16 protein-coding genes are annotated in these 23,056 nt (G+C 66.0%); 11 read left to right on the top strand and 5 right to left on the bottom strand.

What is annotated here, in order from left to right; genetic code table 11:
* Positions 1 to 142 precede the first annotated feature (142 nt).
* Both TX83_RS06455 and TX83_RS06450 read left to right on the top strand, forming a co-directional pair.
* Positions 143 to 2,038 (top strand): M61 family metallopeptidase, encoded by a 1,896-nt coding sequence (locus TX83_RS06455; RefSeq protein WP_064747116.1) that lies wholly within the window; start codon positions 143 to 145, stop codon positions 2,036 to 2,038.
* 404 nt (positions 2,039 to 2,442) lie between these two features.
* Positions 2,443 to 4,137, top strand: a complete 1,695-nt coding sequence (locus TX83_RS06450; RefSeq protein ID WP_186442536.1) for a right-handed parallel beta-helix repeat-containing protein — start codon at positions 2,443 to 2,445, stop codon at positions 4,135 to 4,137.
* A 221-nt stretch (positions 4,138 to 4,358) separates the two neighbouring features.
* Here the strand turns inward: TX83_RS06450 and TX83_RS06445 are convergent, their stop codons facing one another.
* The 4 genes from TX83_RS06445 to cpaA all read right to left on the bottom strand — a co-directional run bounded on the left by TX83_RS06445 (position 4,359) and on the right by cpaA (position 9,880).
* The gene (locus TX83_RS06445) at positions 4,359 to 5,054 is read right to left on the bottom strand and encodes an aspartate/glutamate racemase family protein (RefSeq protein WP_064747114.1); all 696 of its coding nucleotides are present in this window, start codon (positions 5,052 to 5,054) and stop codon (positions 4,359 to 4,361) included.
* Positions 5,055 to 5,107: 53 nt separating this feature from the next.
* Entirely contained in the window at positions 5,108 to 6,481 is a 1,374-nt protein-coding gene (locus TX83_RS06440; RefSeq protein ID WP_222423728.1) for a hypothetical protein, read from the bottom strand.
* A gap of 856 nt (positions 6,482 to 7,337) precedes the next feature.
* Positions 7,338 to 8,027 carry a metalloprotease secretion chaperone CpaB gene (gene cpaB / locus TX83_RS06435; RefSeq protein WP_064747113.1) on the bottom strand — a complete coding sequence of 230 codons (690 nt, stop codon included), beginning with the start codon at positions 8,025 to 8,027 and terminating at the stop codon, positions 7,338 to 7,340.
* Positions 8,028 to 8,089: 62 nt separating this feature from the next.
* Positions 8,090 to 9,880, bottom strand: a complete 1,791-nt coding sequence (cpaA, locus tag TX83_RS06430; protein ID WP_064747112.1) for a metalloendopeptidase CpaA — start codon at positions 9,878 to 9,880, stop codon at positions 8,090 to 8,092.
* A 346-nt stretch (positions 9,881 to 10,226) separates the two neighbouring features.
* On the opposite strand from cpaA, the gene TX83_RS22615 reads away from it, so the two are divergent.
* The 8 genes from TX83_RS22615 to TX83_RS06400 all read left to right on the top strand — a co-directional run bounded on the left by TX83_RS22615 (position 10,227) and on the right by TX83_RS06400 (position 18,786).
* Positions 10,227 to 10,703, top strand: coding sequence for a hypothetical protein (locus TX83_RS22615; protein ID WP_141233395.1), 477 nt, complete (start codon positions 10,227 to 10,229; stop codon positions 10,701 to 10,703).
* On the top strand, positions 10,682 to 10,819 hold the full coding sequence (locus TX83_RS23230; protein ID WP_186442535.1) for a hypothetical protein: 138 nt from the start codon (positions 10,682 to 10,684) through the stop codon (positions 10,817 to 10,819). The genes TX83_RS22615 and TX83_RS23230 overlap by 22 nt, the downstream gene beginning before the upstream one ends.
* A 587-nt stretch (positions 10,820 to 11,406) precedes the next feature.
* Positions 11,407 to 12,834, top strand: a complete 1,428-nt coding sequence (locus TX83_RS06425) for a hypothetical protein (protein WP_064747111.1) — start codon at positions 11,407 to 11,409, stop codon at positions 12,832 to 12,834.
* 382 nt (positions 12,835 to 13,216) lie between these two features.
* Entirely contained in the window at positions 13,217 to 14,269 is a 1,053-nt protein-coding gene (gene rfbB / locus TX83_RS06420) for a dTDP-glucose 4,6-dehydratase (RefSeq protein ID WP_064747110.1), read from the top strand.
* 10 nt (positions 14,270 to 14,279) lie between these two features.
* On the top strand, positions 14,280 to 15,164 hold the full coding sequence (rfbA, locus tag TX83_RS06415; protein WP_064747109.1) for a glucose-1-phosphate thymidylyltransferase RfbA: 885 nt from the start codon (positions 14,280 to 14,282) through the stop codon (positions 15,162 to 15,164).
* A gap of 10 nt (positions 15,165 to 15,174) precedes the next feature.
* On the top strand, positions 15,175 to 15,732 hold the full coding sequence (rfbC, locus tag TX83_RS06410) for a dTDP-4-dehydrorhamnose 3,5-epimerase (RefSeq protein ID WP_064747108.1): 558 nt from the start codon (positions 15,175 to 15,177) through the stop codon (positions 15,730 to 15,732).
* Entirely contained in the window at positions 15,729 to 16,628 is a 900-nt protein-coding gene (gene rfbD / locus TX83_RS06405; RefSeq protein WP_064747107.1) for a dTDP-4-dehydrorhamnose reductase, read from the top strand. Before rfbC ends, rfbD begins: the two co-directional genes overlap by 4 nt.
* Positions 16,629 to 16,785: 157 nt before the next feature.
* Positions 16,786 to 18,786, top strand: coding sequence for an alpha/beta hydrolase family protein (locus TX83_RS06400; protein WP_079248079.1), 2,001 nt, complete (start codon positions 16,786 to 16,788; stop codon positions 18,784 to 18,786).
* 101 nt (positions 18,787 to 18,887) lie between these two features.
* On the opposite strand, the gene TX83_RS06395 is transcribed toward TX83_RS06400, so the two are convergent.
* On the bottom strand, positions 18,888 to 20,660 hold the full coding sequence (locus TX83_RS06395; RefSeq protein WP_064747106.1) for a peptide MFS transporter: 1,773 nt from the start codon (positions 20,658 to 20,660) through the stop codon (positions 18,888 to 18,890).
* A gap of 356 nt (positions 20,661 to 21,016) precedes the next feature.
* Here TX83_RS06395 and TX83_RS06390 point away from each other — a divergent pair, with 356 nt between their 5' ends.
* The gene (locus tag TX83_RS06390; protein WP_064747117.1) at positions 21,017 to 22,963 is read left to right on the top strand and encodes an OPT family oligopeptide transporter; all 1,947 of its coding nucleotides are present in this window, start codon (positions 21,017 to 21,019) and stop codon (positions 22,961 to 22,963) included.
* Positions 22,964 to 23,056: the final 93 nt, after the last annotated feature.

Below are 23,056 nucleotides of genomic sequence, written 5' to 3'. Positions count from 1 at the left end.
CTGCCGTGGGTCAACAAGCTGGCGGCCGGCAACGAGTGGCGCAACAACCCGGCCTTGGTGCGCGGCATCAACGTCGAGGGCGGCAAGCTGATCCATCCGGCGCTGAAGGGTATGGCGCTGTAAGCCATCGTCGGAGAAGACCATGACCCTTGCCGTTCGCATTCTCGCTCCGGCGCTGTTGATCGCCGTTTCGCTGTCGTCGCCGGATGCTCAGGCGGTCTCGCCCGGCCAGGCGCGACCGCCGGGCATGCTTCGGCTGGAAGTCGACGCCACCGATGTGGCGCGGCGGGTCCTGCGCGTGCGTCAGCGTGTCCCGGTGCGGCCGGGCGCGCTGACGTTGTTGTTTCCGCAATGGATTCAGGGGCATCACTCGCCGGTTGGTCCGATCGACAAGTTCGCCGGTCTGCGCATCCTCGGCAACGGTCGGCCCATCGCCTGGCATCGCGATGCGCTGAATGTCTACGCCTTCAGATTGGTCGTGCCCGACGGTGTGGCCGAGCTGGAGCTGCGCTTCGACATGCTGACCCCCACCGGCGGTACCCAGGGGAGAGTGGTCATGACGCCGGACATGCTCAACGTGCAGTGGAACCAAGTCGTGCTGTATCCGGCCGGGAGCGACGTGCGCGACGTCGAGGTCGCCGCGGGGTTGAAGTTGCCGAGCGGTTGGCAGTCGGCCTCGGCGCTGGAGGTCGGATCGCACCAGGGCGGGTACCTGAATTATCGCCCGGTGTCGTTGGATACCTTGCTGGATTCGCCGGTATTCGCCGGACGTCACTACAGGCAGTTCGATCTGAGCCCGGGGGCGCAGACGCCGGTGCGGCTCAACGTTTTTGCCGACGCCGCAAAGTACCTGGAGGCTACGCCCGAGCAGATCCGGTTCCATCGCGAATTGCTGAGCCAGGCGTACAAGTTGTTCGGATCGCATCCGTTCGACCGCTACGATTTCCTGTTCTCATTGTCTGGGCAAATGGGGGGCATAGGCCTGGAGCATCAACGCTCTAGCGAAAACGGTTTGGACGTCGACTATTTCACTTCCTGGGATGGCCCCGGCGTGCTGAGGCACGACCTGCTGGCGCATGAGCTGGTTCATGCCTGGAACGGCAAGTACCGGCGTCCGGCCGGCATCGTGTCGTCCGACGTCAACTCGCCGCTTAGCGGCGATCTGCTGTGGGTTTACGAAGGTCAGACCAAGTATTGGGGACAGGTCCTGGCCGCGCGCTCCGGCTTATGGCGGCCGGAGTTCGCCCGCGAGGCCTTGGCGCAGACCGCGGCGCGCTATAGCGAAGATCGGCCCGGTCTGGCCTGGCGCACGTTGCAGGACACCGTCTACGACCCGGTCATCGCCCAACGCAGGCCGAAGTCGTACACCAGCTACCAGCTCGCCGAGGACTACTATGCCGGCGCGCAACTGGTCTGGCTGGCGGTCGACGCCAAGTTGCGCGAACTCAGCGCCGAACGGCATTCTCTGGACGACTTCGCCCGAGCGTTTTTCGGCGGCGGGAACGGAGAGTATCGGGTCAAAGCCTACGATTTCGAACAAGTGGTGTCGGCGCTCGACGGAATCGTCGAGTTCGACTGGGCCGGTTATCTGCGCGACCGCCTCGGCGCTCATGCGCCGCCTCTGGACGGTCTGGCTGCGAGCGGTTGGACGCTGGTGTACGGCGAGGTTCCGGGCGACTTCGAGAAGTTCTCCGAAGAAAAGACGAAGACCGTGGATCTGACCTACTCGCTGGGGATGAGTATGTCCAAGGCCGATTCCGTGGTGGCCAGCGTGCGCTGGGACGGGCCGGCCTTCGAAGCTGGCATCGCGCCCGGGAACACGGTGATCGCGATCGACGGCTACGCTAGCAGTGGCGAGCGGCTCAAGGATGCGGTGTCGGCTGCGAAAGAGGCGGGGCGGGGGATCGACTTGCTGATCAAGGATGGCGATGCAATCAAATCGGTCCGCATCGACTACCGCGGAGGCCACAGGTATCCCAAGCTCGAGCGAATCCAAGGGCGTCCGGATCGCTTGTCGCAAATTTATGCGCCGAGGTGATGGGTCATCCGCCGAGCTTCGTCGCTCCGAGTACTTGGCACGATTTTTGCTTGACTTTCGCGACGTAAATTCAACAGTCAAACCTATTGCTATGTCGATAGGCATTAATGGATGATCGAAAGGAAGCGGGAAACAGTCACGGTCTTCGACTCATGGGGGCGTCGATGGGCACTATTTCCGTCGTTCCGATATTTCGGCTATTTCGCGATGCGTGCCGCGGGGGGAGGGGCTATCGGCCGGTGCGTGCGCTGCGATGTCCTCGCGACGCGAGCGTTCGGGCTTCCGCTTTGCATCGACCGCCGACGGACGGTGCGAAGGAGCCGGCGGTAGAAGATCGACGGCGCAATAATGGGTCGCGCGCACCGTTACGTCGATGGCGATACGCGGCCTTCTGTCTAATCTTCATGTCCGGGGCGGCGGTCGGCGCGACTTACACCGTCACCGGCCTAACGGATACATTGACTCCCCCGGTTTGTACCGGTATCGCCCCGAACTTCAGTTGTACGACATTGCGCGCGGCGCTGGCCGCAGCGGATCTGACGGCGATCGTCGACGACACGATCGTGTTCAGCGGCGCGGGCACCATCAACTTGGTAGCCGCGCTTCCGGCGATCAGCGATACGGTAGTGATAAACGGCGGCGGCGACATCACGCTGAATGGCGGCGGCGGAAATTTTTCGGCCCTCTCGTTCCTATCGACGGCCACGAACAGTCAGTTGCTGAATATCGGCATCACCAATTTCGGTCAGCCTGCCGTGGCGGTAAGCGGCGTAAGCAACATGGTCATCAGCGGCAATACGTTCACCGGCGTCGTTGGCGGCGCGGACGCCATCCGCTGTTTCAACAGCGACAACTGCACGGTGACCAACAACACCATCACCAACGGTTTCTATGGCATCAGCATCTTCAACAACCCGGCGATCGCGGGCTACAACGCTACGGTTACCGGCAATACCATAAGCGGGACGAATTACGGCGTCGGCGTCGCAAGCGCCACGAACGTGCTGGTGGATTCCAACAACATTACCGGAACGAACTTCGCCGGCATCCGTTTGGTACCCCAGTTCGGCGGCGTCGGCAGCAATACCGATGGCAATACGCTGACCAACAATACGATCAACGGAAACATCGGTTCAGGCATCGCTTTCGAAGGGGCTGGAGTCGTCGGGGCGACCCAGATCAACGACAACCTGGTGCAAGGAAATATTCTGACCAACAACGGCGGGGCGGGCATCGCATTGACCGGCAACGCCAACACGGTCATCGGTCAGAATACGATAACGGGCAATACGATAACGGGGAACACCGGCGACGGCGTTCGGATAACGGGCGCTACGGCCACCGGCAATGCCGTCTATGCCAATACCAACATTTCGGGCAACGGCGGTTTGGGCATCGATCTGTCCAACGACGGAGTAACGCTCAACGATGCCGGCGATGGCGACACCGGCCCCAATGAGCTGCAGAACTTTCCCGTGCTGTCGGGGATCAGCGGAACCACGGTGAATTTCACTTTGGATGCCGCGGCCAATGCCAACGGCTATCGGATCGATTTTTACAACAACCCCGCAGGCCTGGACCCCACAGGGTTCGGCGAGGGTCAGGTCTGGCTAGGCTTTTGCGTGGTCACGGGGGTAAGCGCGACCGCACCTAGCAGTTGCACGGTCTCCGGGGCTGCTCCTGCAAGCTTGAGGATGACCGCTACGAGGTGCCAGAACGCGGGTTGCGTCGCGACCGCGACGACCTCGATCGGATCGACTTCGGAGTTCAGCGGCCCGGCTACGGCGGATCTTCTGATCACCAAGACCAACACGCCGGGCGTCGGTCCCAGCGACCAGCCTGCCGACAGTCTCGCTCGCGGCGCCACCACGACCTACGCCATAGTCGTGACCAACAACGGTTCCAGTTCGGTGACCGGTGCCGTGGTGCAAGATCCGGCCGGTCGGGTCGGCCTGACCTGCACCACGCCCCCCACTTGCAGCGGCGCGGGCTGTCCGGCGTCGCCTATTTCCCTTGCCGGGCTGGAAGCCGGTGTCGCGCTGGGCACTTTGACCGCTGGCGCATCCGTGACCGTGACCCTGACGTGCACGGTCAATTGACGCACGAGGACGACGATGGAGCGCTCATAGCTCGGCCTGGTGGCTCGCAATGGGTCGCTGGCGAACTCGCGGCGACATCGATGCATTGGCTCCGTTGAACGAATGGGCGCGGGTGGACTTTCCCGCGCTCGGATCGTTCCGAAGCGAGCGATCTGCGCCCGATAACGTGTTTCCTTTCTGCAACGTCGCGGGCGGAACGCCTCCTCGATGGCGGTATGGGCTCAGCTGAGGATGAAATCGACGGCCATCCGGGCGTGGAGTTGTAAGGTATCGAAGCTGGGAAGATCGAGCTCGTGTTGGGCGAGGAGCAACGGAAATTCGGTGCAGCCCAGTACGATGCCTTGTGCGCCTCGTGTCCGCAGGATCGAAATCTGCTCGATGACATAGCGTTTCGTGTCCTGTCCGAAGTCGCCCAAGGCCAGCTCGAGCTGGATGATTCGTTGCAACCGGTCCCTGGCTTCGTCGGACGAGGGCGTAATCACGCTTATGCCGTAGCGTTCCAGCAGCCAGCGCTGGATGAAGCCGTCTTCCATCGTATAGCGGGTTCCGATCAGCCCGACTTCGCTCAGATTCAGGCGGCGGACGGCGGAGCCGACGGCATCGGCGATGTGCAAGATCGGTATTCGGACCGAGCTGGCGACCTCCGGATAGACCTTGTGCGGCGTGTTGGCGCAGAACACCAGCGCTTCCGCGCCGGAAGCCTCCAGTTTCGCCGCGGCATTCGCCAGGAGGCCGGCGATCGCGTCCCAGCGGTCCGCGGCCTGCAGGCGATGGATCTCGTGTTGATCGAGGCTGTGCAGGATCAGCGGCGGATTGGTGTTGTTGCCGAAATGATCGTTGATGGCTTGGTTGATGCCGCGGTAGTACTCGATGGTCGAATGCCAGGAGGTGCCCCCGATCAAGCCGATGGTTCTCATGGAAGCGTCGTCTCCGACGAAACTGCGGCTGAAGGACGCAACCGGCGCGGCCGTTACTTCGTGGCGGACGTCGACGGCTGCATCAGGTCGGAGGGAATGGTCGGTTCCGACAATATCCGCTCCATCGCGGCCCAGCGGTCGGTGGGCGAGGCGCCGGCGGAGGAAACGAAGCGCCTGACCAGCTCGAGTCCCCATCCGTAGTTGACGACATAGGTTCGGTATTTGCCGGTGAAGTCGATGGATTGCTCGGCGCGTTCGGGCGACAGGAGTTGGTACTTCTGCGTCAGCTTCACCGCTTCGTCCCGGGTGATCCGGCCGTCCAAGTAGTCTTTGGCGATCGTCAGCCGCGCGCCCGACAGCTTGTTGCGCATCTGCAACAGCTCGAAATCCTGTGCGGCCGTGGCGGGGTCGAGCCCGGCCAAGGGGTAGAGCGTGCCGGCTTCGAACGCCAGCCGGTCCTCGCCGGGAAACGCGAGTTCTATTCCGTAATTGGCCGAGCCTTCGGCGAGCAGGGATTGCGGGCTGTACAGTGGATACACCGAGAACTCGACCCATCCCCGGCCTTTGTACAAACGCTGCTCCAACAGCATATTCAACACGTGGTGACCGGGATAGCCCTCGTGGCAGCCCAGGTCGACCGCACGGCTGATCAGCACCGGCAAATCGGTGTTGATCTGGATCAGGCTCGTGGCGTTGCCTTTGTACCAGTTGTAGCCGGACCAGGACTGCTTGGTGACGAATTCGAGCGTGAATTGTTCGCCGGGCGGGAGAGCGATGTGTCGGACGGTCCGGCGTCGGCACTCGTCGATGGATGCCCGCATGACGCCGTCGAGGCGGGCGCTGGGGATTGCAGTGCGGCTGGAACGCTGGTCGAAGCGCTTCCACAGCGGGCCGGTGCCGGCCAAGCGCGCATCGATCTCCGCAAGAATCGGATCGTATGCCGACAGCGGCTTGAGTTCGGGACGGACGGCGAACAGGCCTTCGGCTTCGTCGTCGAAGCTTAGTTTTGCCCCGGCCAGCATGTCCAGCCGAGTCCTGGCGGCGGCAAGTTGCGCGGAAAGGAAGGCTTTGCGCTTGGCTTCCATCGCGGACAGGGACACGGTGTCGATGCGGTGCAATCGGCGGTCGAGGTCGATCACCGCCGCGCGCAGTTCGGCAAGCGGGCGCTTGACCGATTTTGCTTCATCCGCCCATTCCGCCGGTCCGTAGTAGGCATCGACGTAGCCGGGCTCGTGCTCGCCGATGCTCAGGGTCAGGCGCACATACTGTTCGGCGGCCGCATCGAGCGTTGCCGGCTGGTCCGCAGTCAGGCGCTGACTGGAAGAGCAGGCGGCCAGCAAGGTCAGTGAGAGTGCGAGGAGACGGAGTGCCATGGCTGCTTCGCTTGTCGTGGGATGGAAGGATTCGGGCCAGTCGAGATCCTGCATGCTCGATGATCGGCGGCGTAGGGACGGCTCGAGGCGGCTGGGCGAGTCTTGGGGAGCGGGGCCGCCTTTGTCGCGTGCTACAGGATAGGTAGCGGAATCCGTGCGATCGACGCTGGAACTGTTTAGTCGTCGCTCATGTTCGGCGGGCAACGAAGCCGCTCGTGACGCGGCAGCGTCGAGCGGGCATGAACCGCTGGTCAAACGGAGCCCGTGGATCGCCGGTCCTAAGGCAATGCAGGTTGTCTGTGGGTAGCTGCCTGGGCGGCAGGCGACACACGTTGTCCGCCGCGACGTCCTCCTCCTGTGAAGCGCTTGGGGATGCCTGCCCGAAGTGGCTACTTTCGGGGGAGAGAAGCCCGATCCGGTCAGGCGATCCCCAAGCCATACCGATACCCCTGCCCGCCGCCGCCGAAGCGGCGGTTCCGGTTCCAGCCATTGCTGCGCGTACGCGGAACCTTCTTCGCTACGCGATGCTGCCGAAACCGCAAGGCATTCAGTATACGGTATACGAATGCTTATAACAGGTTGCCGCGCTGTGCATCAACGCACATTTATCCGGCTTGGGCGGGGCGAGCCCGGCGGCTACAGGTGGGGGCCGCAGGCGGCACGCTCGGCGCCGACAGAGACATGCCCTGTTCCCAAGGCAACGCTTGGAATCGAGTGGTTCATCGGCGTGGCCGCGACGGCCGCTCTGATGGGGAAGCCGTTGGCGAACTAAGCCGCTATTTTCGTTGTCCTTTGGCCGCGCGTCTCGGGCCGGGGTCTCCGCCGTCCGCTCGCCCAGTCCGCGGCTTGCCCGGCTGTCCAGGCCGGAAAAGACAACAACCGGCCGGGCATCCAGTGCGAGGCTTCTCGCTCAGCGCTGCGGCGTCGCTTCGATGTAGTCCTTGCCGTCGGCCGGCAAATGAAAGTCGGCGCCTTGCTCGACCACCCAGCCCAGACCGTTCTTGGCTTCCAGGCTGTAGCTGCCCATCGGCGTGTCGAAGCTGCCCAGTACGTAGTCGTCGACCATGGTCTGGCTGATCGAGAATTTGCTCATGGTCGAATTGAAGTCTTCGAACATGCCCGACCAGCGCACGATGTCGCCGTTGACTTCGACGTTGTCGATCACGCCGTGCAGGGTCAGTCCGAGGTTCGGGACGTAGACTTCGATATCGTCGCCGACGCCCTTGGACTCGAGTACATAGGCGTCGTAGGCGACGAACTGGCGACCGTCGCCCATCTGGCGCGGCGTCGGTTTCAGGGCGCCGGCGGCGACCTTGGCCGGATCGACCAGCTGCAGGAGGTCCTTGCGCGCACGCGCGCTCTGCAGGCGTGCGCGGTCCAGCGAGAACGTAGCGCTGCGGCGGGCGACGAAGGCCTCTATGCCGTCGGTTCCGGAGCGGGTGGTAACGGCGACGGGCGATGCATTCGGTCGGTAGGCGGGGTCCTGCAGCAGGTTGCCCGTGGCGCCGGGGGCGGTCCGGTAGTACACCAGCAGGCCGACAGTGGCGGCGCCGGTCAGGACGAGTCCGAGAATCAGGGCCCGGTTTCGCGAGAGAGGCATGTCGGGATGTCCTTGCGGGGGAGAGATCCGCCGGCGGGCGAGACCCGCCGGCGGACCGGCGGTCAATAGAACTCGGAAACCAGTTGGGAGCGCTCGTTCATCGCCCGCACCGAGTCGGTGACGTTGGCGATGCCCATCGGCAGGCCTGTCGCGACTTCGGTGTCGGTCGTGTAGAGGTTTGGATTGGAGTAGTAGGGGATCGCGTTGCCGCCCATGATGTCGGAGATCAGGCTGTAGCCCTTGGCGTACGGCGCCGAGCCGCCGCTGGCGTCGTCGCCGTGGTTCAGGCCCATGTTGTGGCCGAACTCATGGCGCATCACGGTGGTGCCGCAGCCCAGCGAGCCCGAGCCGATCATGTTGTCGCGGCTCGCGTTGACCCAGGCCAGGCCGCAGCCTTCCTCGGTGCCCTCGTAATAGACCGCATCGGCGGCCAGTTGCGTGCGGGTCGAGCTGACCACCGAGTCCTTGAGCGCGACGTTGAGGATGTCGCCGAGCGTGGTGGCCTGGAACTGCCGCTTGATCATGCCGACCGCCTTGACGTAGAAGTTGACCCGGGAGTTCTCCAGCGCTTCATTGGTCAGCCGCAGCCCTTCCCACAGCCGCATCTGCGCTGCGGTCTCGCCGAGTTGCGCGGCCGCTTCCTCGCTGTAGATCAACAGCATGGTGATCAGGCGGGTGTCGAGCGACCACGCGCCGGCCGCGGTGCGGACGAAGCGCAGGGTCTCGCCGCGACGGACCGGAACCGTGCCGAAGGTGGTGTTCTGGCCGGTGACGTTGAAATCCCAGCTTGCGTCGCTCTTGACCACGACGCGGTCGCCCGGGGTCGCGTTGACCGGCAGCTTCACCGTGGCGGCCCAGTTGCCGTCCGCAGCCGAGTAGCGCGCGTTCGGCGACGTCATGTCGGGCAGTTGCGATCCGCCCGGGCCGTTCGCGGTGTAGGCCGGAGTCGGGCTGGACTGCAGCACCCAGCGAGCGCGTTCCTTGATGTAGATGAAGTCGTAACGCGAACCGGCGACCAGCTTCATCGTCGCGGCCGCATCCACGTTCTGGCCGGAGATGGTCGCGGTCCAGCTGGCATCGGAGACGATGCTCACCCGGTCGCGGTCGCCGGCGTTGGCGGGCAGACGGAGCTCGGAAACCCAGTTGCCGTCGGCGAGCCTGACCTGGGTGTTGGGCACCACCGGCGTCGGGATCTGCGTGCCGATCTTGCCGGCGTCGAAAGCTTGCGTCGGCGCTTTGACGCTGACCCAGCGCTGCAGCGCGGTGCGGTACAGGAAAGCGTACTGGTCGCCGTTGCGCAGGTTGAAGCTGCTGGCGTACTGGATGTTCTGCGGATTGATGCGGCTGTTCCAGGTGGCCGAGGACGAGACCACGATCAGGCTGTTGTCCGGAGCGCTGGAGGGCAGGGTGACCGACTGCGCCCAATCGCCATCGGCGAGGTTGAAGCGCAGCACGCGGGCGTTCGGATAGCTGGCGATGGCGCCGCTGCCGCCGTTGCCGTTCGGGCTCAGCGAGGGGCCGACCAGGCTCCATTGCCGTTGGCCGGCCCGGTAGACGAACGACAGGCTATCGCCGGCCCGGATAGGCATCGAACTCAGTGGATAGTCGGTGTTGCCGGTCGCCAACTGGCTGTCGTAGCCCGCGGTGGAATGGATCGCGACGGTGTAGCCGTCGCCGGCGGCGTTGGACAGGGTCAGCTTGGGCGCCCAATCGCCGTTCTTGAGATAGAAATCGATCTGGGCGTAGTTGCCCGGGATGTCGCCGCCGACCTGATTGGGACTGAGGTCGGTGGCGGCGGCGGGGGCGGACAGCAAGGCGAACAGGGGAATCAAACAGGCGATCGTCGGCTTCATGAAGAAATCCTGTGTCGGTGCGGACCACGGCAGGAGCGGCCCGAGTCGATGGACATATGGCGGCGAGGCCACCACGGTCGCAGAGCCATCCCGATCGCTGCGACCGCCCTGCCGGAGATTCTTGCCGCAATAAACGTGCCAGCAGGCACGTTTGACCGTCATCAACGACTTGAATGGACAACAATTAAAGAAGGCACACTTTCTATGGTTCGTATGCGACACCACTGAGTCAATCTCTGTCCTGGTGCGTCCTAATCACACTTATGCCGAAGCCTGATTCATGAACTGAGTCCATCGATCAGTCGTCCTTATCGATGTCCTCTCGAGGAAGGAAGTGCGATGGCGGATGTTCATTGCGGGCGTGGATGCGGTGTCGCTGTTGAATTCTTGTTCCATGGCGATGCGAATCGAAATCGGACGCGATTCCCTACGAGTCTGGACCGGATTAAGCTGGTTCAAGATGCAAAAATATCCGGCTAGCCAACCTGCGCGGCTTTGGAAATTGAATGATGGACGGCTCAAGTGGCTGACCGGCACCCATGGCCTTCGTCCGGTCGTCGCAGCCCGGAAATCGGTCCGCTTGAGCGCTTCGCAGAGGCGGCAATTGATCGAACGTTTTGCTCCTGGCGTACCGGTCTACCGGCAGCGATTCCAGCCCGTGTGCAACCTGGCCACAGCGGAAAAGTTCTGCCGCGTCCTGCGGGCCTGCTGCGTCTTCGAAGAGCAGTGGCGAAGGCCGTCCGACGCGGGCGCGGGATGCGACCAAACCACGTTTGGCGGTATTTGTCATGGCAAAACCGGTTGGGTGCCGCCGACAGGGTGATCGCGTTCGGCACCGTCAAGCGCAACGCTCAAATCAAGGTCATGCCGATCGCTGCGCACGATCGCGACAGCGTGATGCAGCAGATCGAGGCGCACACCCGCGAAGGGTCGATGTAGTACATCGGCTGCAGGCAGGCGTGCGCCACGCTGAGGCTACGAGGCGGCCATGCGATGATCCGCAATGAGAAGGGTAAGCCGGTCGGACGCGACCACATCGCCGGCATCGAAGGGTTTTGGAGCTATGCCAAGAGCTGGCCGGCCGGTACTGCGGGTGCCCCGCTAATTCCTGCTCTTGTATTGGGTGAAGTCTGCTATCGCTACAACCACCGGGCCCGAAGGCTTGCAAGCTTTGCTGGATAAGGCTTCCCGGGCCATCGGCCTTGTCTGGATCATTTCACTTTTGGCCCAGAAACATTAGGAACTATCCAGCTGGCGGCGCCTCTGCAGGCCCGATCGCCGTGCGTGGGATCGCTGTCAAGTCAGGGGTGTGAGATCGGCAGCGGTTCCGTTCGCGGGCTGTAAACGCCTGTGCATCGCCAATGCGCGTCGCGTTTCGGCGGGGCGTGGGGCGCTAGGGTCCGCGCCGCGGTTGCCGGTCCGTGGCGCCGCGTGGGAGCGCGCCGGCGCGGCCTCGGGTCGTGTCGGGTCGCGTGCCTGCGCAGCCGCGGGCGAATCGCATCCTGTCCGCTCTCTCGAGGCTTCCCATGCATTCGCAATTCCGCAGGTCCGCACCGCCTTCGTTCCGTCTCGCCGCCATCCTCGCCGGCGCGCTCGCCCTGATCGGCGGGCCGCGACTGCATGCAGCCGAAGCCGCCAATGTGGTGGTCGATTTCACCGCGCATCGCCAGCCGACCTCGGCGTACTCGCTGGGCTCGACGGTGTCGACCTTCGCCGACGGCGGCAGCAATCTGATCAAGGGCCCGAACCAGGCGCTGTGGCAGCGCTACCTGGGCGAGCTCGGCCCGTTGGTCTGGCGCATTCCGCTGTACCACCACGACGGCCAGGTCGGTTCCGCCGCCGGCGGCGTGCACGGCGGCAACGAAGGCGAAGCCTATGTGCGCGCGATCAAGAGCATCGGCGGCATTCCGATGATCGCCGTCGGCGGCAGCAGCAACGACAACGACATCCGCGCCGGTGACGCCGCGGCGCTGGTGCGCTACTTCAACGACAACGGCGGCAGCCATGGCGGTCCGGTCGACGACTACATCATCGGCAACGAACCCGACAACGGCTTCGGCATGGCCCCCTACATCCACGGCGGCAACGGCAGCGACGGCTTTCACGCCATCGCCGTGGCGATGCGCGGCGCCAGCGCGCGGCCGCTGTCGATCGCCGGCCCGTCGCTGGTGACCTGGGCCGACTACAAGTTCGGCGATTTCCGCAAGTTCTTCGCCGCTCGCCATGCCGACGTCGACGTGGTCGACTTCCACAAGTACGGCGACGGCGAGCGCGTCGACAATCTGCGCCGCACCGGCCAGTACGCCGACGCGATCACCTGGCTGCGCCAGGAGATCGATGCGAGTTTCGGCGACCGCGCGAGCGGCATCGCGATCCAGGTCGGCGAGTTCAACTACAACTCCTGGTACGACGGCAGTTGGCGCGAGGCGTTCTACACTTCGCGCAATCTGGTGCATACCGCATCGGTGATCGGCCACGTGCTCAATGCCGGCGGCAGCGCCTACCAATACGCCGACAACAACGGACCGCTCGGCCTGATCACCGACGGCACCGATCGCAACGATCAGCCGCAGGGGCAGCACGTACGGTTGCCGGCCTATTGGGGCTTGAGCGTATGGACCGGCGGCACCTGGTCGCGCCGTTACGGCTCGACCATGGTCGCTGCGACCAGTGCGATTCCGGAGCTGGAAGTGTTCGCTACCGACGACCGCAAGAAGATCGTGTTGGTCAATAAGTCGGCCTCGCTCGACCGGCGCGTGGTGATGGATCTGCGCGGGCAGGCCAGCGGGGTCTACTCGGCCTGGCGCCACGGCCGCGGCATGAATCCGGCCGATTTCGCCGCCGGCGCCCAGTTCCGCGCGCCGACCCGGATCGCCAACGCGGTCGCGTTCGCGCAGGGACGGGTGGTGGTGCAGGTGCCGTGGATGAGCGTGGTGGTGGTGACGGTGGATTGAGGCCGTGGCGGGCAGGCCGCCCTCCCGGGAGGGCGGCCCCATCCGGGGGCGGGCCGGCGGCGACGGCATGGCCGCTGTATCGTATACGGCGCTTTCATGCTTGTATTACGTCTTGAATTCCTGTCCGGCCTTCCCGGGGGCGATCGGCGCCGACCGCGACGGGATGCGCGCTCCATCACGCAACGAATGCGCCGGCGGCACGGCGATCAAGCTGTAGGAGACCTAATCGCCTGCCCGGCCCGCCGCGGCCGAGGGCCGGATAGGCATTACAATCCGGCACTCGTTCGGATCCGCCAGGCTCGCTGAACAGCCCGCAGCGGCGAGCGCTGGGGCGCGGCCAGGTTGGCGGATCTTACGTCGATCAAATAAAGGAGTGTCCTGAGTGCCTACTTGGCTTGTGACCGGCGGTGCCGGCTTTATTGGCGGTAACTTCGTTCTCGATGCGGTGCGAAAGGGCATCAAGGTCGTCAACCTCGACGCCCTGACCTACGCGGGCAACCTCGACACCCTCGGCAGCCTGGAAGGCAACCCGAACCACGTCTTCGTCCAGGGCGACATCGGCGATGCGGCCCTGGTCAAGCGCCTGCTGGCCGAGCACCGCCCCGACGCGGTGATCAATTTCGCCGCCGAAAGCCACGTCGACCGCTCGATCGATGGCCCGGCCGCGTTCGTCCACACCAACGTGGTCGGCACCCTGAGCCTGCTGGAGCAGGTGCGCGATTACTGGAAGCAGCTCGACGCGCCGGCGCGCGACGGCTTCCGCTTCCTGCACGTGTCCACCGACGAGGTCTACGGCAGCCTGGGCGAGACCGGCAAGTTCACCGAGACCACGCCGTACGCGCCGAATTCGCCGTACTCGGCCTCCAAGGCCGCGTCCGACCACCTGGTGCGCGCTTTCCACCACACCTACGGCCTGCCGGTCCTGACCACCAACTGCTCGAACAATTACGGGCCGTATCAGTTCCCGGAAAAGCTCATCCCGCTGATCATCGCCAAGGCCCTGGCCGGCGAGCCGTTGCCGGTGTACGGCGACGGCCTTAACGTGCGCGACTGGTTGTTCGTCGGCGACCACTGCTCGGCGATCGCGCGAGTGCTGGAGGCCGGCCGCATCGGCGAGACCTACAACGTCGGCGGCGACGCCGAACGCGCCAACATCGTCGTGGTCAAGACCATCTGCGCGCTGCTCGACCAGCGCCGGCCGCTGGCCGACGGCCGCGCGCGCGAGTCGCTGATCACCTACGTGACCGACCGGCCGGGCCACGATCGCCGCTACGCCATCGACGCCTCCAAGCTCAAGAGCGAGCTGGACTGGGCGCCGACCCTGACCTTCGAACAGGGCATCGCCCGCACCGTCGATTGGTACCTGGACAACCAGGCCTGGGTGCAGCGAGTGCTCGACGGCAGCTACCGCCTGGAACGCATCGGTCAGGCCTGAGGACGCGCGCATGAACCGCAAGGGCATCATTCTCGCCGGCGGCTCCGGCACCCGGCTGTATCCGATCACCCAGGGCATCAGCAAGCAGCTGCTGCCGGTGTACGACAAGCCGATGATCTACTACCCGCTCAGCGTGCTGATGCTGGCGGGCATCCGCGAAGTGCTGATCATCAACACCCCGCACGAGCAGGCGCTGTTCAAGAACCTGCTGGGCGACGGTTCGCAATGGGGCATGAAGATCGAGTACGCGGTGCAGCCGAGCCCGGACGGCCTGGCCCAGGCCTATCTGATCGGCGAGGATTTCGTCGCCGGCCAGCCCAGCTGCCTGGTGCTCGGCGACAACATCTTCCATGGCCCCGGCCTGACCGCGATGCTCAAGCGCGCCGACCAGCGCGAGCGCGGCGCGACCGTGTTCGGCTATTGGGTCAGCGATCCGGAGCGCTACGGCGTGGCCGAGTTCGACCGCGAAGGGCAGGTGATCGGCCTGGAAGAGAAGCCGGCCAAGCCGCGCTCCAACTATGCGGTCACCGGCCTGTACTTCTACGACGGCCGCGCCAGCGAATTCGCCGCCGGGCTCAAGCCGTCGGCGCGCGGCGAGCTGGAGATCACCGACCTCAACCGGATCTACCTGGAAGAGGGCTCGCTGCATCTGGAGCGGTTCGGCCGCGGCTATGCCTGGCTCGACACCGGTACCCATCAATCGCTGCTGGAAGCGTCCAACTACATCGAAACCATCGAAGCCCGCCAGGGGTTGCGCGTTTGCTGCCCCGAGGAAATCGCCTGGAGCAATGGTTGGATCGATGCCGCCCAATTGGTCGAACTGGCCCGCCCGCTGGCCAAGAACGGCTACGGCCAGTACCTGCTCGGCCTGTCCGAACGCGGCTTCGTACCGTGAGGAAGACCGTTTGAAAGTCATCGAAACCGATCTGCCCGGTTGCGTCGTCATCGAACCGCAAGTGTTCGGCGACGCGCGCGGCTTCTTCTACGAATCGTTCAACCAGGACAAGCTCGCCGCGCACGGCCTGAACCCGCGCTTCGTGCAGGGCAACGTGTCCTCGTCGGCGCGCGGCGTGCTGCGTGGCCTGCATTACCAGTGGCCCAATCCGCAGGGCAAGTACGTCTCGGTGCTTGAAGGCGAAGTCTGGGACGTCGCGGTCGACATCCGCCGCGGCTCGCCGCATTACGGCCGCTGGACCGCGGCGGTCCTCAGCGCCGAGAACAAGCGCCATTTATGGATACCGGAAGGTTTCGCCCACGGCTTTGCCGTGCTCAGCGAGCGTGCGGTGTTCAGCTATCTGTGTACCCACGTCTACGACGCCAAGGCCGATGCCGGCGTGCGTTGGGACGACCCGGACCTGGCGATCGACTGGCCGGTCAGCGAGCCCGGCCTGTCGGCCAAGGACGCGGTCGCGCCGCGGTTGAAGGACATCGCCGAGGACCGCTTGCCGGTGTACGCGCCGTGAGGCTGTTGCTGCTCGGCGGCGACGGCCAGGTCGGCCACGAACTGCGCCGCAGCCTGTCCGCACTGGGCGAGGTGGTGACGACCACGCGCAGCGGACGTCTGGCCGACGACGGGGCGGAGTGCGAAGCCCTGGACCTGGCCCAGGCCGACGCGATCGAACCCCTGCTGCGGCGGGTGCGCCCGGATCACGTGGTCAACGCGACCGCTTATACCGCGGTGGACCGCGCCGAGAGCGAGCGCGAGCTCGCCTTCGCGGTCAATGCGCAGGCGCCGGCGCGGCTGGCGCAGCTGTGCGCGGCGGATGGGATCGGCCTGATCCACTATTCGACCGACTACGTCTTCGACGGCAGCGGCAGCCGGCCTTATCTCGAAACCGATCCGACCGGCCCGATCAGCGTCTATGGCGAGAGCAAGCTGGCCGGCGAGGAGGCGATCCGGGCCAGCGGCGCCGAGCATCTGATCCTGCGCACGGCCTGGGTCTACGCCACCCGCGGCCACAACTTCCTGCGCACCATGCTGCGTCTGGGCGGCGAACGCGAGGAATTGCGCGTGGTCGCCGACCAGCACGGTTCGCCGACCCCGGCCTGGTTGTTGGCCGACGCCGCGGCGCAGGTGTTGCGGCAGGGGCTCAAGCAGTCCGGCGTGCGCCACCTGGTCGCCGGCGGCCAAACCAGTTGGCACGGTTTCGCCGAGGCGATCTTCGAGGAAGCGCAAGCGCGCGGCCTGATCGCGCGCCGGCCGCGGGTCGAGGCGATCGGCACCGCCGACTATCCGACCCCGGCCCGGCGCCCGGCGTATTCGGTGCTGGACAGCGGCCGCCTGCGGGCCGAATACGGCTTGGACGTGCCGCACTGGCGCCAGGCGCTGAGCGCGACGCTGGACCGGCCGGCCGGCTGAGCCCGGCGACCCCTGCCGCAGCCCGTACACGCGGCTTGGGCCGCGATGTGCACGCGTTTGTGCGACCGCGGTAGCAACCCCTATGATCGACCCGTCGCGCAGCGGCAGCGGTCGCTTCGGCGGCCGCCACGGACGACGTTCATTGGGGGGACGGGCAATGAAACTCTGGGGATATTCGCTGCTGCTGGCCGCCGGGCTGGCGGCACTGCCGGCGGGCGCGAGCGCTGCGGACGGCGTGGACGTGGCCTCGTTCGTCAAGCGCGACGCCTTCGTCGACATCAAGCTTTCGCCGACCGGCGAGTTCTACGCCGCCTCGGTGCCGGCCGAGAACGAAACCATGTTGGTGATCTTCACCCGCGAGGGCATGAAGATGACCGGCGCATTCCGGCTCGGCAAGAACAATCACGTGCACGACTTCCACTGGGTCAGCCCGACCCGGGTGCTGATCGGCATGGCGCAGAAGCTGGGTTCGCGCGACCAGCCGCAGCTGACCGGCGAAATCTATGCGATGAACGCCAACGGCACCGGCATCGACGTGCTGGTCGGTTACCGCGTGCGCGGCGCCGGCGCCGGCACCCGCATCCAGCCGAAGAAGGTCGAGGAGGTCGCCGCCTTCCTGGTCGACGACCTGCCCGGCGACGACAAGAATGTGGTGATCTCGGTGCAGCAGTTCGCCGCCGACGCCTACACCCGCGCCGAGCGCCTGGACGTGTACACCGGTCGCCGCAACCAGATCGCGATCGCGCCGGTGCGCAACGCCGACTTCACCACCGACCACCAGGGCGTGGTCCGCTTCGCCCTCGGCTACGGCACCGACAACGTGCGCAAGCTGTTCTACCGCGCCGGCGAAGGCAAGGACTGGCAGTTGCTGCGTTCCGACGCGCAGGGCGAGGGCATCGATCATCCGATCGGCTTCTCCGCCGACGACAGCATCGCCTACTTCCGCAGCGAGCAGCCGCAGGGCCCGGATGCGATCGTCGCCTTCGACATCGCCAACCAGACCCGCAAGGAGATCCTGCGCGACGCGGTCGCCGATCCGGATCGGGTGATCTATCGTCGCAACAGCAATACCCCGGTCGGCGTGTTCTTCGCCGACGGCGTGCCGCGCAGCGAATTCTTCGACAAGAATTCGCCGGAGGCCAAGCAGTACCGCAGCCTGGAAGCCGCGTTCAAGGGCGAGGGCGTGCGCATCACCTCCGAGACCGCAGACGGCGGTCTGGCTCTGCTGCGCAGCTGGAGCGACCGCAACCCCGGCGACATTTTCCTGTACGACAACGCCAAGAAGCATGCCGCGCATGTGATCAGCCGCGGCTCCTGGGTCGACCCGGAAAAGATGGCGCCGGTGCGTCCGATCCGGCTCAAAGCCCGCGACGGCCTGGCGCTGTCCGGCCTGTTGACCACGCCCAAGGACAGCAGCGGCAAGTCCTTGCCGATGGTGGTGATGCCGCACGGCGGTCCGTTCGGCATCCAGGACGTGTGGCAGTTCGACAGCGACGCGCAGATGCTGGCCCAGGCCGGCTATGCCGTGCTGCAGCTCAACTACCGCGGCTCCGCAGGCTACGGGCGTGCGTTCCGGCTCGCCGGCCAGCGCCAGTGGGGCGGCGCGATGCAGAACGACCTCACCGATGCGACCCGTTGGGCGATCGAGCAGGGCGTGGCCGATCCGGCCAGGATCTGTCTGTACGGCGCCAGCTACGGCGGCTACGCCTCGCTGATGGGCGTGGCCAAGGAGCCCGCGCTGTACAAGTGCGCGGCCGGTTACGTCGGCGTCTACGACCTGCCGATGATGCACAGCACCGGCGACATCCAGAAGGCCGGTTCGGGCGAAACCTACCTCCGCGAATGGATCGGCTCCAAGGAAGAGACCGCCAAAGTCTCGCCGACCGAACTGGCGCAACAGATCAAGGTGCCGGTGTTCCTGGCCGCGGGCGGCGAAGACCAGCGCGCGCCGATCGCGCACAGCGAGAAGATGGAGAAGGCCTTGCGCGCCGCCGGGGTGCCGGTGGAAACCCTGTACTACAAGACCGAAGGCCACGGCTTCTACGTCGATGAGCACCAGCGCGAGTTCTACACCCGCTTGCTGGCGTTCCTGTCGCGCTCGCTCGGCGGCCGGACGGCGGCGCCTGCGGGGGCCGCCGCGTCGACCGGGGCGAAGTAGAAGGTCAGGAGCGAGCGCGGCGGAGCGAGGCGTTTGCGGAGCCTCCGCCGCCGCGCATGCCCGCCGCTTCTACGCTCATCTTCTCCCTCGTTCGGCCCCGCTCATTTCACGCCATGCATCCAGCGCCGCAGCAGCGGCGCCAGCAGCAGGAAGACGGCGCCGGAGCCGACGCCCAGCCACATCAGCATCGAGAACAGTTCGCCGTACTTGGCGGCGGCCGCGGCCATGTCGATCGCGCCGCCTTCGGGAATCTCGACCGAGGCGATCTTGGCCAACTGTGCGGCCAGCACTTCCGAGAAGGCCGTCGCCAGCCAGAACGCGCCCATCATCAGGCCGACCACGCGCGCGACCGACAGCTGGGTCACCGCCGACAGACCGATCGGCGACAGGCACATTTCGCCGACCTCGAGAATGAAATACGCCGCGACCAGGTACCACACGCTGGCCATGACGCCGCCGGCGGCGATATCGGCCGCGGCCACCAGCGGCAGGAACGACAGGCCGGCGAAGACCAGCCCCAGGGCCATGGTCACCGGCTTGCCCGGGCTGCGCCCGCGCCGCGCCAGCCACGGCCACAGCCAGGAGAACAACGGCGCCAGCACGACGATGAAGAACGCGCCCAGGTAGGTCAGCGAGCCGGCGGTCTGCGGCACCAGCACCACGTCGTGCGCGGTCGCCAGAGCCAGGCCGAACACCAGCACGGCCACCAGGATTTTGGCCAGGCCGTCGCGTCCGCGGTCGCTGGCGACCAGGGCGGCGACCATCAGCGGCGGGCTGGCCGCCATCGAGAACAGCGACCATGGCAGGGTCGGCGCGTACTGTCCGACCGCCAGGCCGAACATGTCCTTGGTCATCAGGCGATCGTTGAAGGTCACCCAGGAGCCGTAGGTCTGCTCGTACAGGGTGAAGAAGATCAGCACCGCGAAGATCAGCACCACCAGGGCCAGCATCTGCTGGCGTTCGACCTGGCCGCAATGGCGGGCGATGAAGCCGAAGAACCAGATCAGGAACACCGCCAGCGTCGCCAGCATGATGCCCAGCGCGGCGGTGAAGTCGAGGCTGCCCAGGCGCAGGGTGACCTGCGACGCCAGCTGGATGGTGCCCCACAGCGCCAGCACGCCGGCGGCGCTGCCCAGGTAGATCCAGGCCTCGCGCGACAGGCCGCGGACTGTTTCGCGCAGCCTGGCCGGGTCGGCCGGTTCGGCATGGCCGTGCAGATAGCGCTGGCCCCACAGGAACATCAGCAGGCCGGCCACCATGCCGATGCCGGCGGCGCCGAAGCCGTACTTCCAGCCGTAGGTCTCGCCGAGGAAGGCGCAGATCAAGGCCGAGAACAGCGCGCCGACGTTGATCCCGGCATAGAACAGGGTGAAGCCCGAATCGCGGCGCGGGTCGTTCTCGGCGTAGAGCCGGCCGACGATGGTGGAGATGTTCGGCTTGAGGAAGCCGACTCCGGCGATGATCAACGCCAGCGACAGATAGAACACCTGCAACGCGGTCTCGTCGCGCACCGCCACGCCGTTCACCATCTTCGCCGCATGGCCCTCGTAGGCCATGCCCAGGTGCCCGAGCACCAGCAGCACGCCGCCCAGCACCACCGCCTTGCGCATGCCCAGATACCGGTCGGCGAGCAGGCCGCCGATCACCGGCACGGCATAGACCAGGCCGCCGTAGGCGCCGATCAGGTCGTAGCCGGCGTCGTCGCCGAACAGGTGGTACTTGAGCAAGTACAGCAGCAACAGCGCCTTCATGCCGTAGAAGGAGAAGCGCTCCCACATCTCGGTGAAGAAGCAGACGTACAGACCCTTGGGATGGCCGAGGAACTCGTCGGCGCGCGAAGCGGCGGAGGCGGGCAGGGCGGGGCTGGCGGGCACGTGCGGACGTTCCTCTCGTGGGATCAGCCCGGTCCCGGCCGGTCCGGGCCGGACCGTACCGGGAAGCGCGAGTATAGGCCGGAGCGGGCGGCGCGCCCGTCGCTACGGCGGACGGCGTCTGTGCCGGGCGGCCCACCGCGGCGGGGCGCGATCGCGCTTTTCCCCGATGAATGCGGAAAACCCCGCTTTGCCGCGGCGCGGCCTAGGTTTGCGCAATCACGCTTTTTGCCGCACTGCACTTTTACAGGCGCCCGCGGCGGATGCGATCATCGGCGGATTGTGCGGCGCCGCCCGGCGGCGATCCCCACCCGCCCATACGCCGCCTTACCGCCCGACCTACCGCGATGGAGACGCCGATGGCATCGCCCGCAACGCAGAAGCAATTGACCTTCCGAGCCGTCGCGCTCTCGATTTTCCTGGCGGTGATCCTGGCCGCCGCCAACGCCTACCTGGGCCTGTTCGCCGGCCTGACCATCGCCACCGCGATCCCGGCCGCGGTGATCTCCATGGCGGTGCTGCGCCTGCTCGGCGGCGGCACCATCCTGGAGAACAACATCGTCCAGACCGGCGCGTCGGCCGGTTCGTCGATCGCGGCCGGCGTGATCTTCACCATCCCGGCCTTGGTGATCCTGGGCTACTGGAACGACTTCCGTTATTCCTGGGTGCTGGCCATCGCCGGCCTCGGCGGCCTGCTCGGCGTGCTGTTCTCGGTGCCGCTGCGGCGCTCGATGATCGTCGAAGACCCGCTCCCCTTCCCCGAAGGCAAGGCCGCGGCCGAGGTGCTCAAGGCCGGCGAGAACCCGGGCCCCGGCATGAAGATCCTCGGCCTGGCCGGCGGCATCGGCGCGGTGCTCAAGCTCGCCGCCGAAAGCGGCATGAAGCTGATCCCCGACAACGCGGTGATCTCCGGCTTCATGGGCAAGTACCTGGGCTACATGGGCACCAACCTGTCGCCGGCGTTGATCGGCGTGGGCTACATCGTCGGCCTCAATGTCGGCATCGTGGTCGTGTCGGGTTCGATCCTGTCCTGGCAGTTCGCGATTCCGATCTACCACATGTTCTTCCTCGACTCCGATCCGGCCCTGGCGGCGCGCATCGCCGGCGGCAGCGCAGCCGACATCGGCGGCGCGATCTGGTCGGCGAAGGTGCGTTACCTCGGCGTCGGCACCATGCTGATCGGCGGCGTGTGGACCCTGTTCTCGCTGCGCAAGTCGCTGCTGTCGGGCGTCAAGAGCGGCTTGGCCGCGGCGCGCAAGAGCGCGGCGGCCGGCGACGTCGCCGAGACCGACCGCGACCTGCCGATGAAGTGGATGCTGGTCGCCCTGGTCGGCTTCGTGCTGCCGCTGTTGCTGCTGTACCAGGCTATCGTCGGCAACTGGTTCGTCAGCGTGCCGATGACCGTCATCATGATCGTCGCCGGCTTCCTGTTCGTGTCGGTGTCGGCCTATCTGGCCGGCCTGATCGGTTCGTCCAACAACCCGGTCTCGGGCATCACCATCTCCACCATCCTGTTCGCCTCAGCGGTGCTGGTGCTGATGCTGGGGCGCGACTCGCCGATCGGCGCGGTCGCCGCGATCATGATCGGCGCGGTGGTGTGCTGCGCGGCCGCGGTCGGCGGCGACAACCTGCAGGATCTCAAGGCCGGCTACATCGTCGGCGCCACGCCGTGGAAGCAGCAGCTGATGCTGGGCATCGGCGCGTTCTCCTGCGCGCTGATCATGGCGCCGGTGCTGAACCTGCTGTCCGCCGCCTACGGCATCGGCGCGCCGACGCCGGAGCATCCCAACGCGCTGGCGGCGCCGCAGGCGACGCTGATGGCTTCGGTGGCCAAGGGGCTGTTCGGCGGCGAGCTGCCGTGGACGATGATCGGCATCGGCGCCGGCATCGGCGCGCTCATCATCGCTTTCGACGAATGGCTGAAGTCGCGCAAAGCCAAGTTCCGCGTGCCGGTGCTGGCCGCGGCGATCGGCATCTACCTGCCGTTGGAGCTGATGGTGCCGATCTTCCTCGGCGGCCTGCTGTCGCACATCGTCGGCCGCCGTCGCGGCCTGACCGCGAACAGCAGCGAAGAGGAAAGCGACCGTGTGCACCGTCCGGGCACCCTGTTCGCCGCCGGTTTGATCACCGGCGAGGCGCTGATGGGCATCGCCATCGCCTTCCCGATCGTGATCACCAGCAACCGCGAGGTGTTGGCGCTGCCGGAGCAGTTCCACTTCGGTTCGCTGGTCGGTCTGGCCGTTCTGGCTGCGGTGGTGTGGCTGTTCTACCGCAGCAGCAAGAACGCGGCGGTGCCGCAGGCGTAAGTTCCAGGCGACGGCCCGGCAGCGATGCCGGGCCGTCGCGTTTCCGTTCCGATTCCGCAAGCCCGGCCGCGCGCGGCGCCGCCGTCCCCGTAT

Origin of the sequence: Lysobacter antibioticus HS124, from assembly GCF_000336385.2 — a bacterium.
GTDB classification, from domain to species: domain Bacteria; phylum Pseudomonadota; class Gammaproteobacteria; order Xanthomonadales; family Xanthomonadaceae; genus Lysobacter; species Lysobacter firmicutimachus.
Note: the sequence above shows the minus strand (reverse complement) of the source record. Positions and strands in the feature narration are given on the sequence as shown.

Coding starts and splice junctions, on each gene's coding strand:
- TX83_RS06455 (WP_064747116.1), top strand. CDS start 143: ATGACCCTTGCCGTTCGCATTCTCGCTCCGGCGCTGTTGATCGCCGTT.
- TX83_RS06450 (WP_186442536.1), top strand. CDS start 2,443: ATGTCCGGGGCGGCGGTCGGCGCGACTTACACCGTCACCGGCCTAACG.
- TX83_RS06445 (WP_064747114.1), bottom strand. CDS start 5,054: ATGAGAACCATCGGCTTGATCGGGGGCACCTCCTGGCATTCGACCATC.
- TX83_RS06440 (WP_222423728.1), bottom strand. CDS start 6,481: ATGCAGGATCTCGACTGGCCCGAATCCTTCCATCCCACGACAAGCGAA.
- cpaB (WP_064747113.1), bottom strand. CDS start 8,027: ATGCCTCTCTCGCGAAACCGGGCCCTGATTCTCGGACTCGTCCTGACC.
- cpaA (WP_064747112.1), bottom strand. CDS start 9,880: ATGAAGCCGACGATCGCCTGTTTGATTCCCCTGTTCGCCTTGCTGTCC.
- TX83_RS22615 (WP_141233395.1), top strand. CDS start 10,227: ATGTTCATTGCGGGCGTGGATGCGGTGTCGCTGTTGAATTCTTGTTCC.
- TX83_RS06425 (WP_064747111.1), top strand. CDS start 11,407: ATGCATTCGCAATTCCGCAGGTCCGCACCGCCTTCGTTCCGTCTCGCC.
- rfbA (WP_064747109.1), top strand. CDS start 14,280: ATGAACCGCAAGGGCATCATTCTCGCCGGCGGCTCCGGCACCCGGCTG.
- TX83_RS06400 (WP_079248079.1), top strand. CDS start 16,786: ATGAAACTCTGGGGATATTCGCTGCTGCTGGCCGCCGGGCTGGCGGCA.
- TX83_RS06390 (WP_064747117.1), top strand. CDS start 21,017: ATGGCATCGCCCGCAACGCAGAAGCAATTGACCTTCCGAGCCGTCGCG.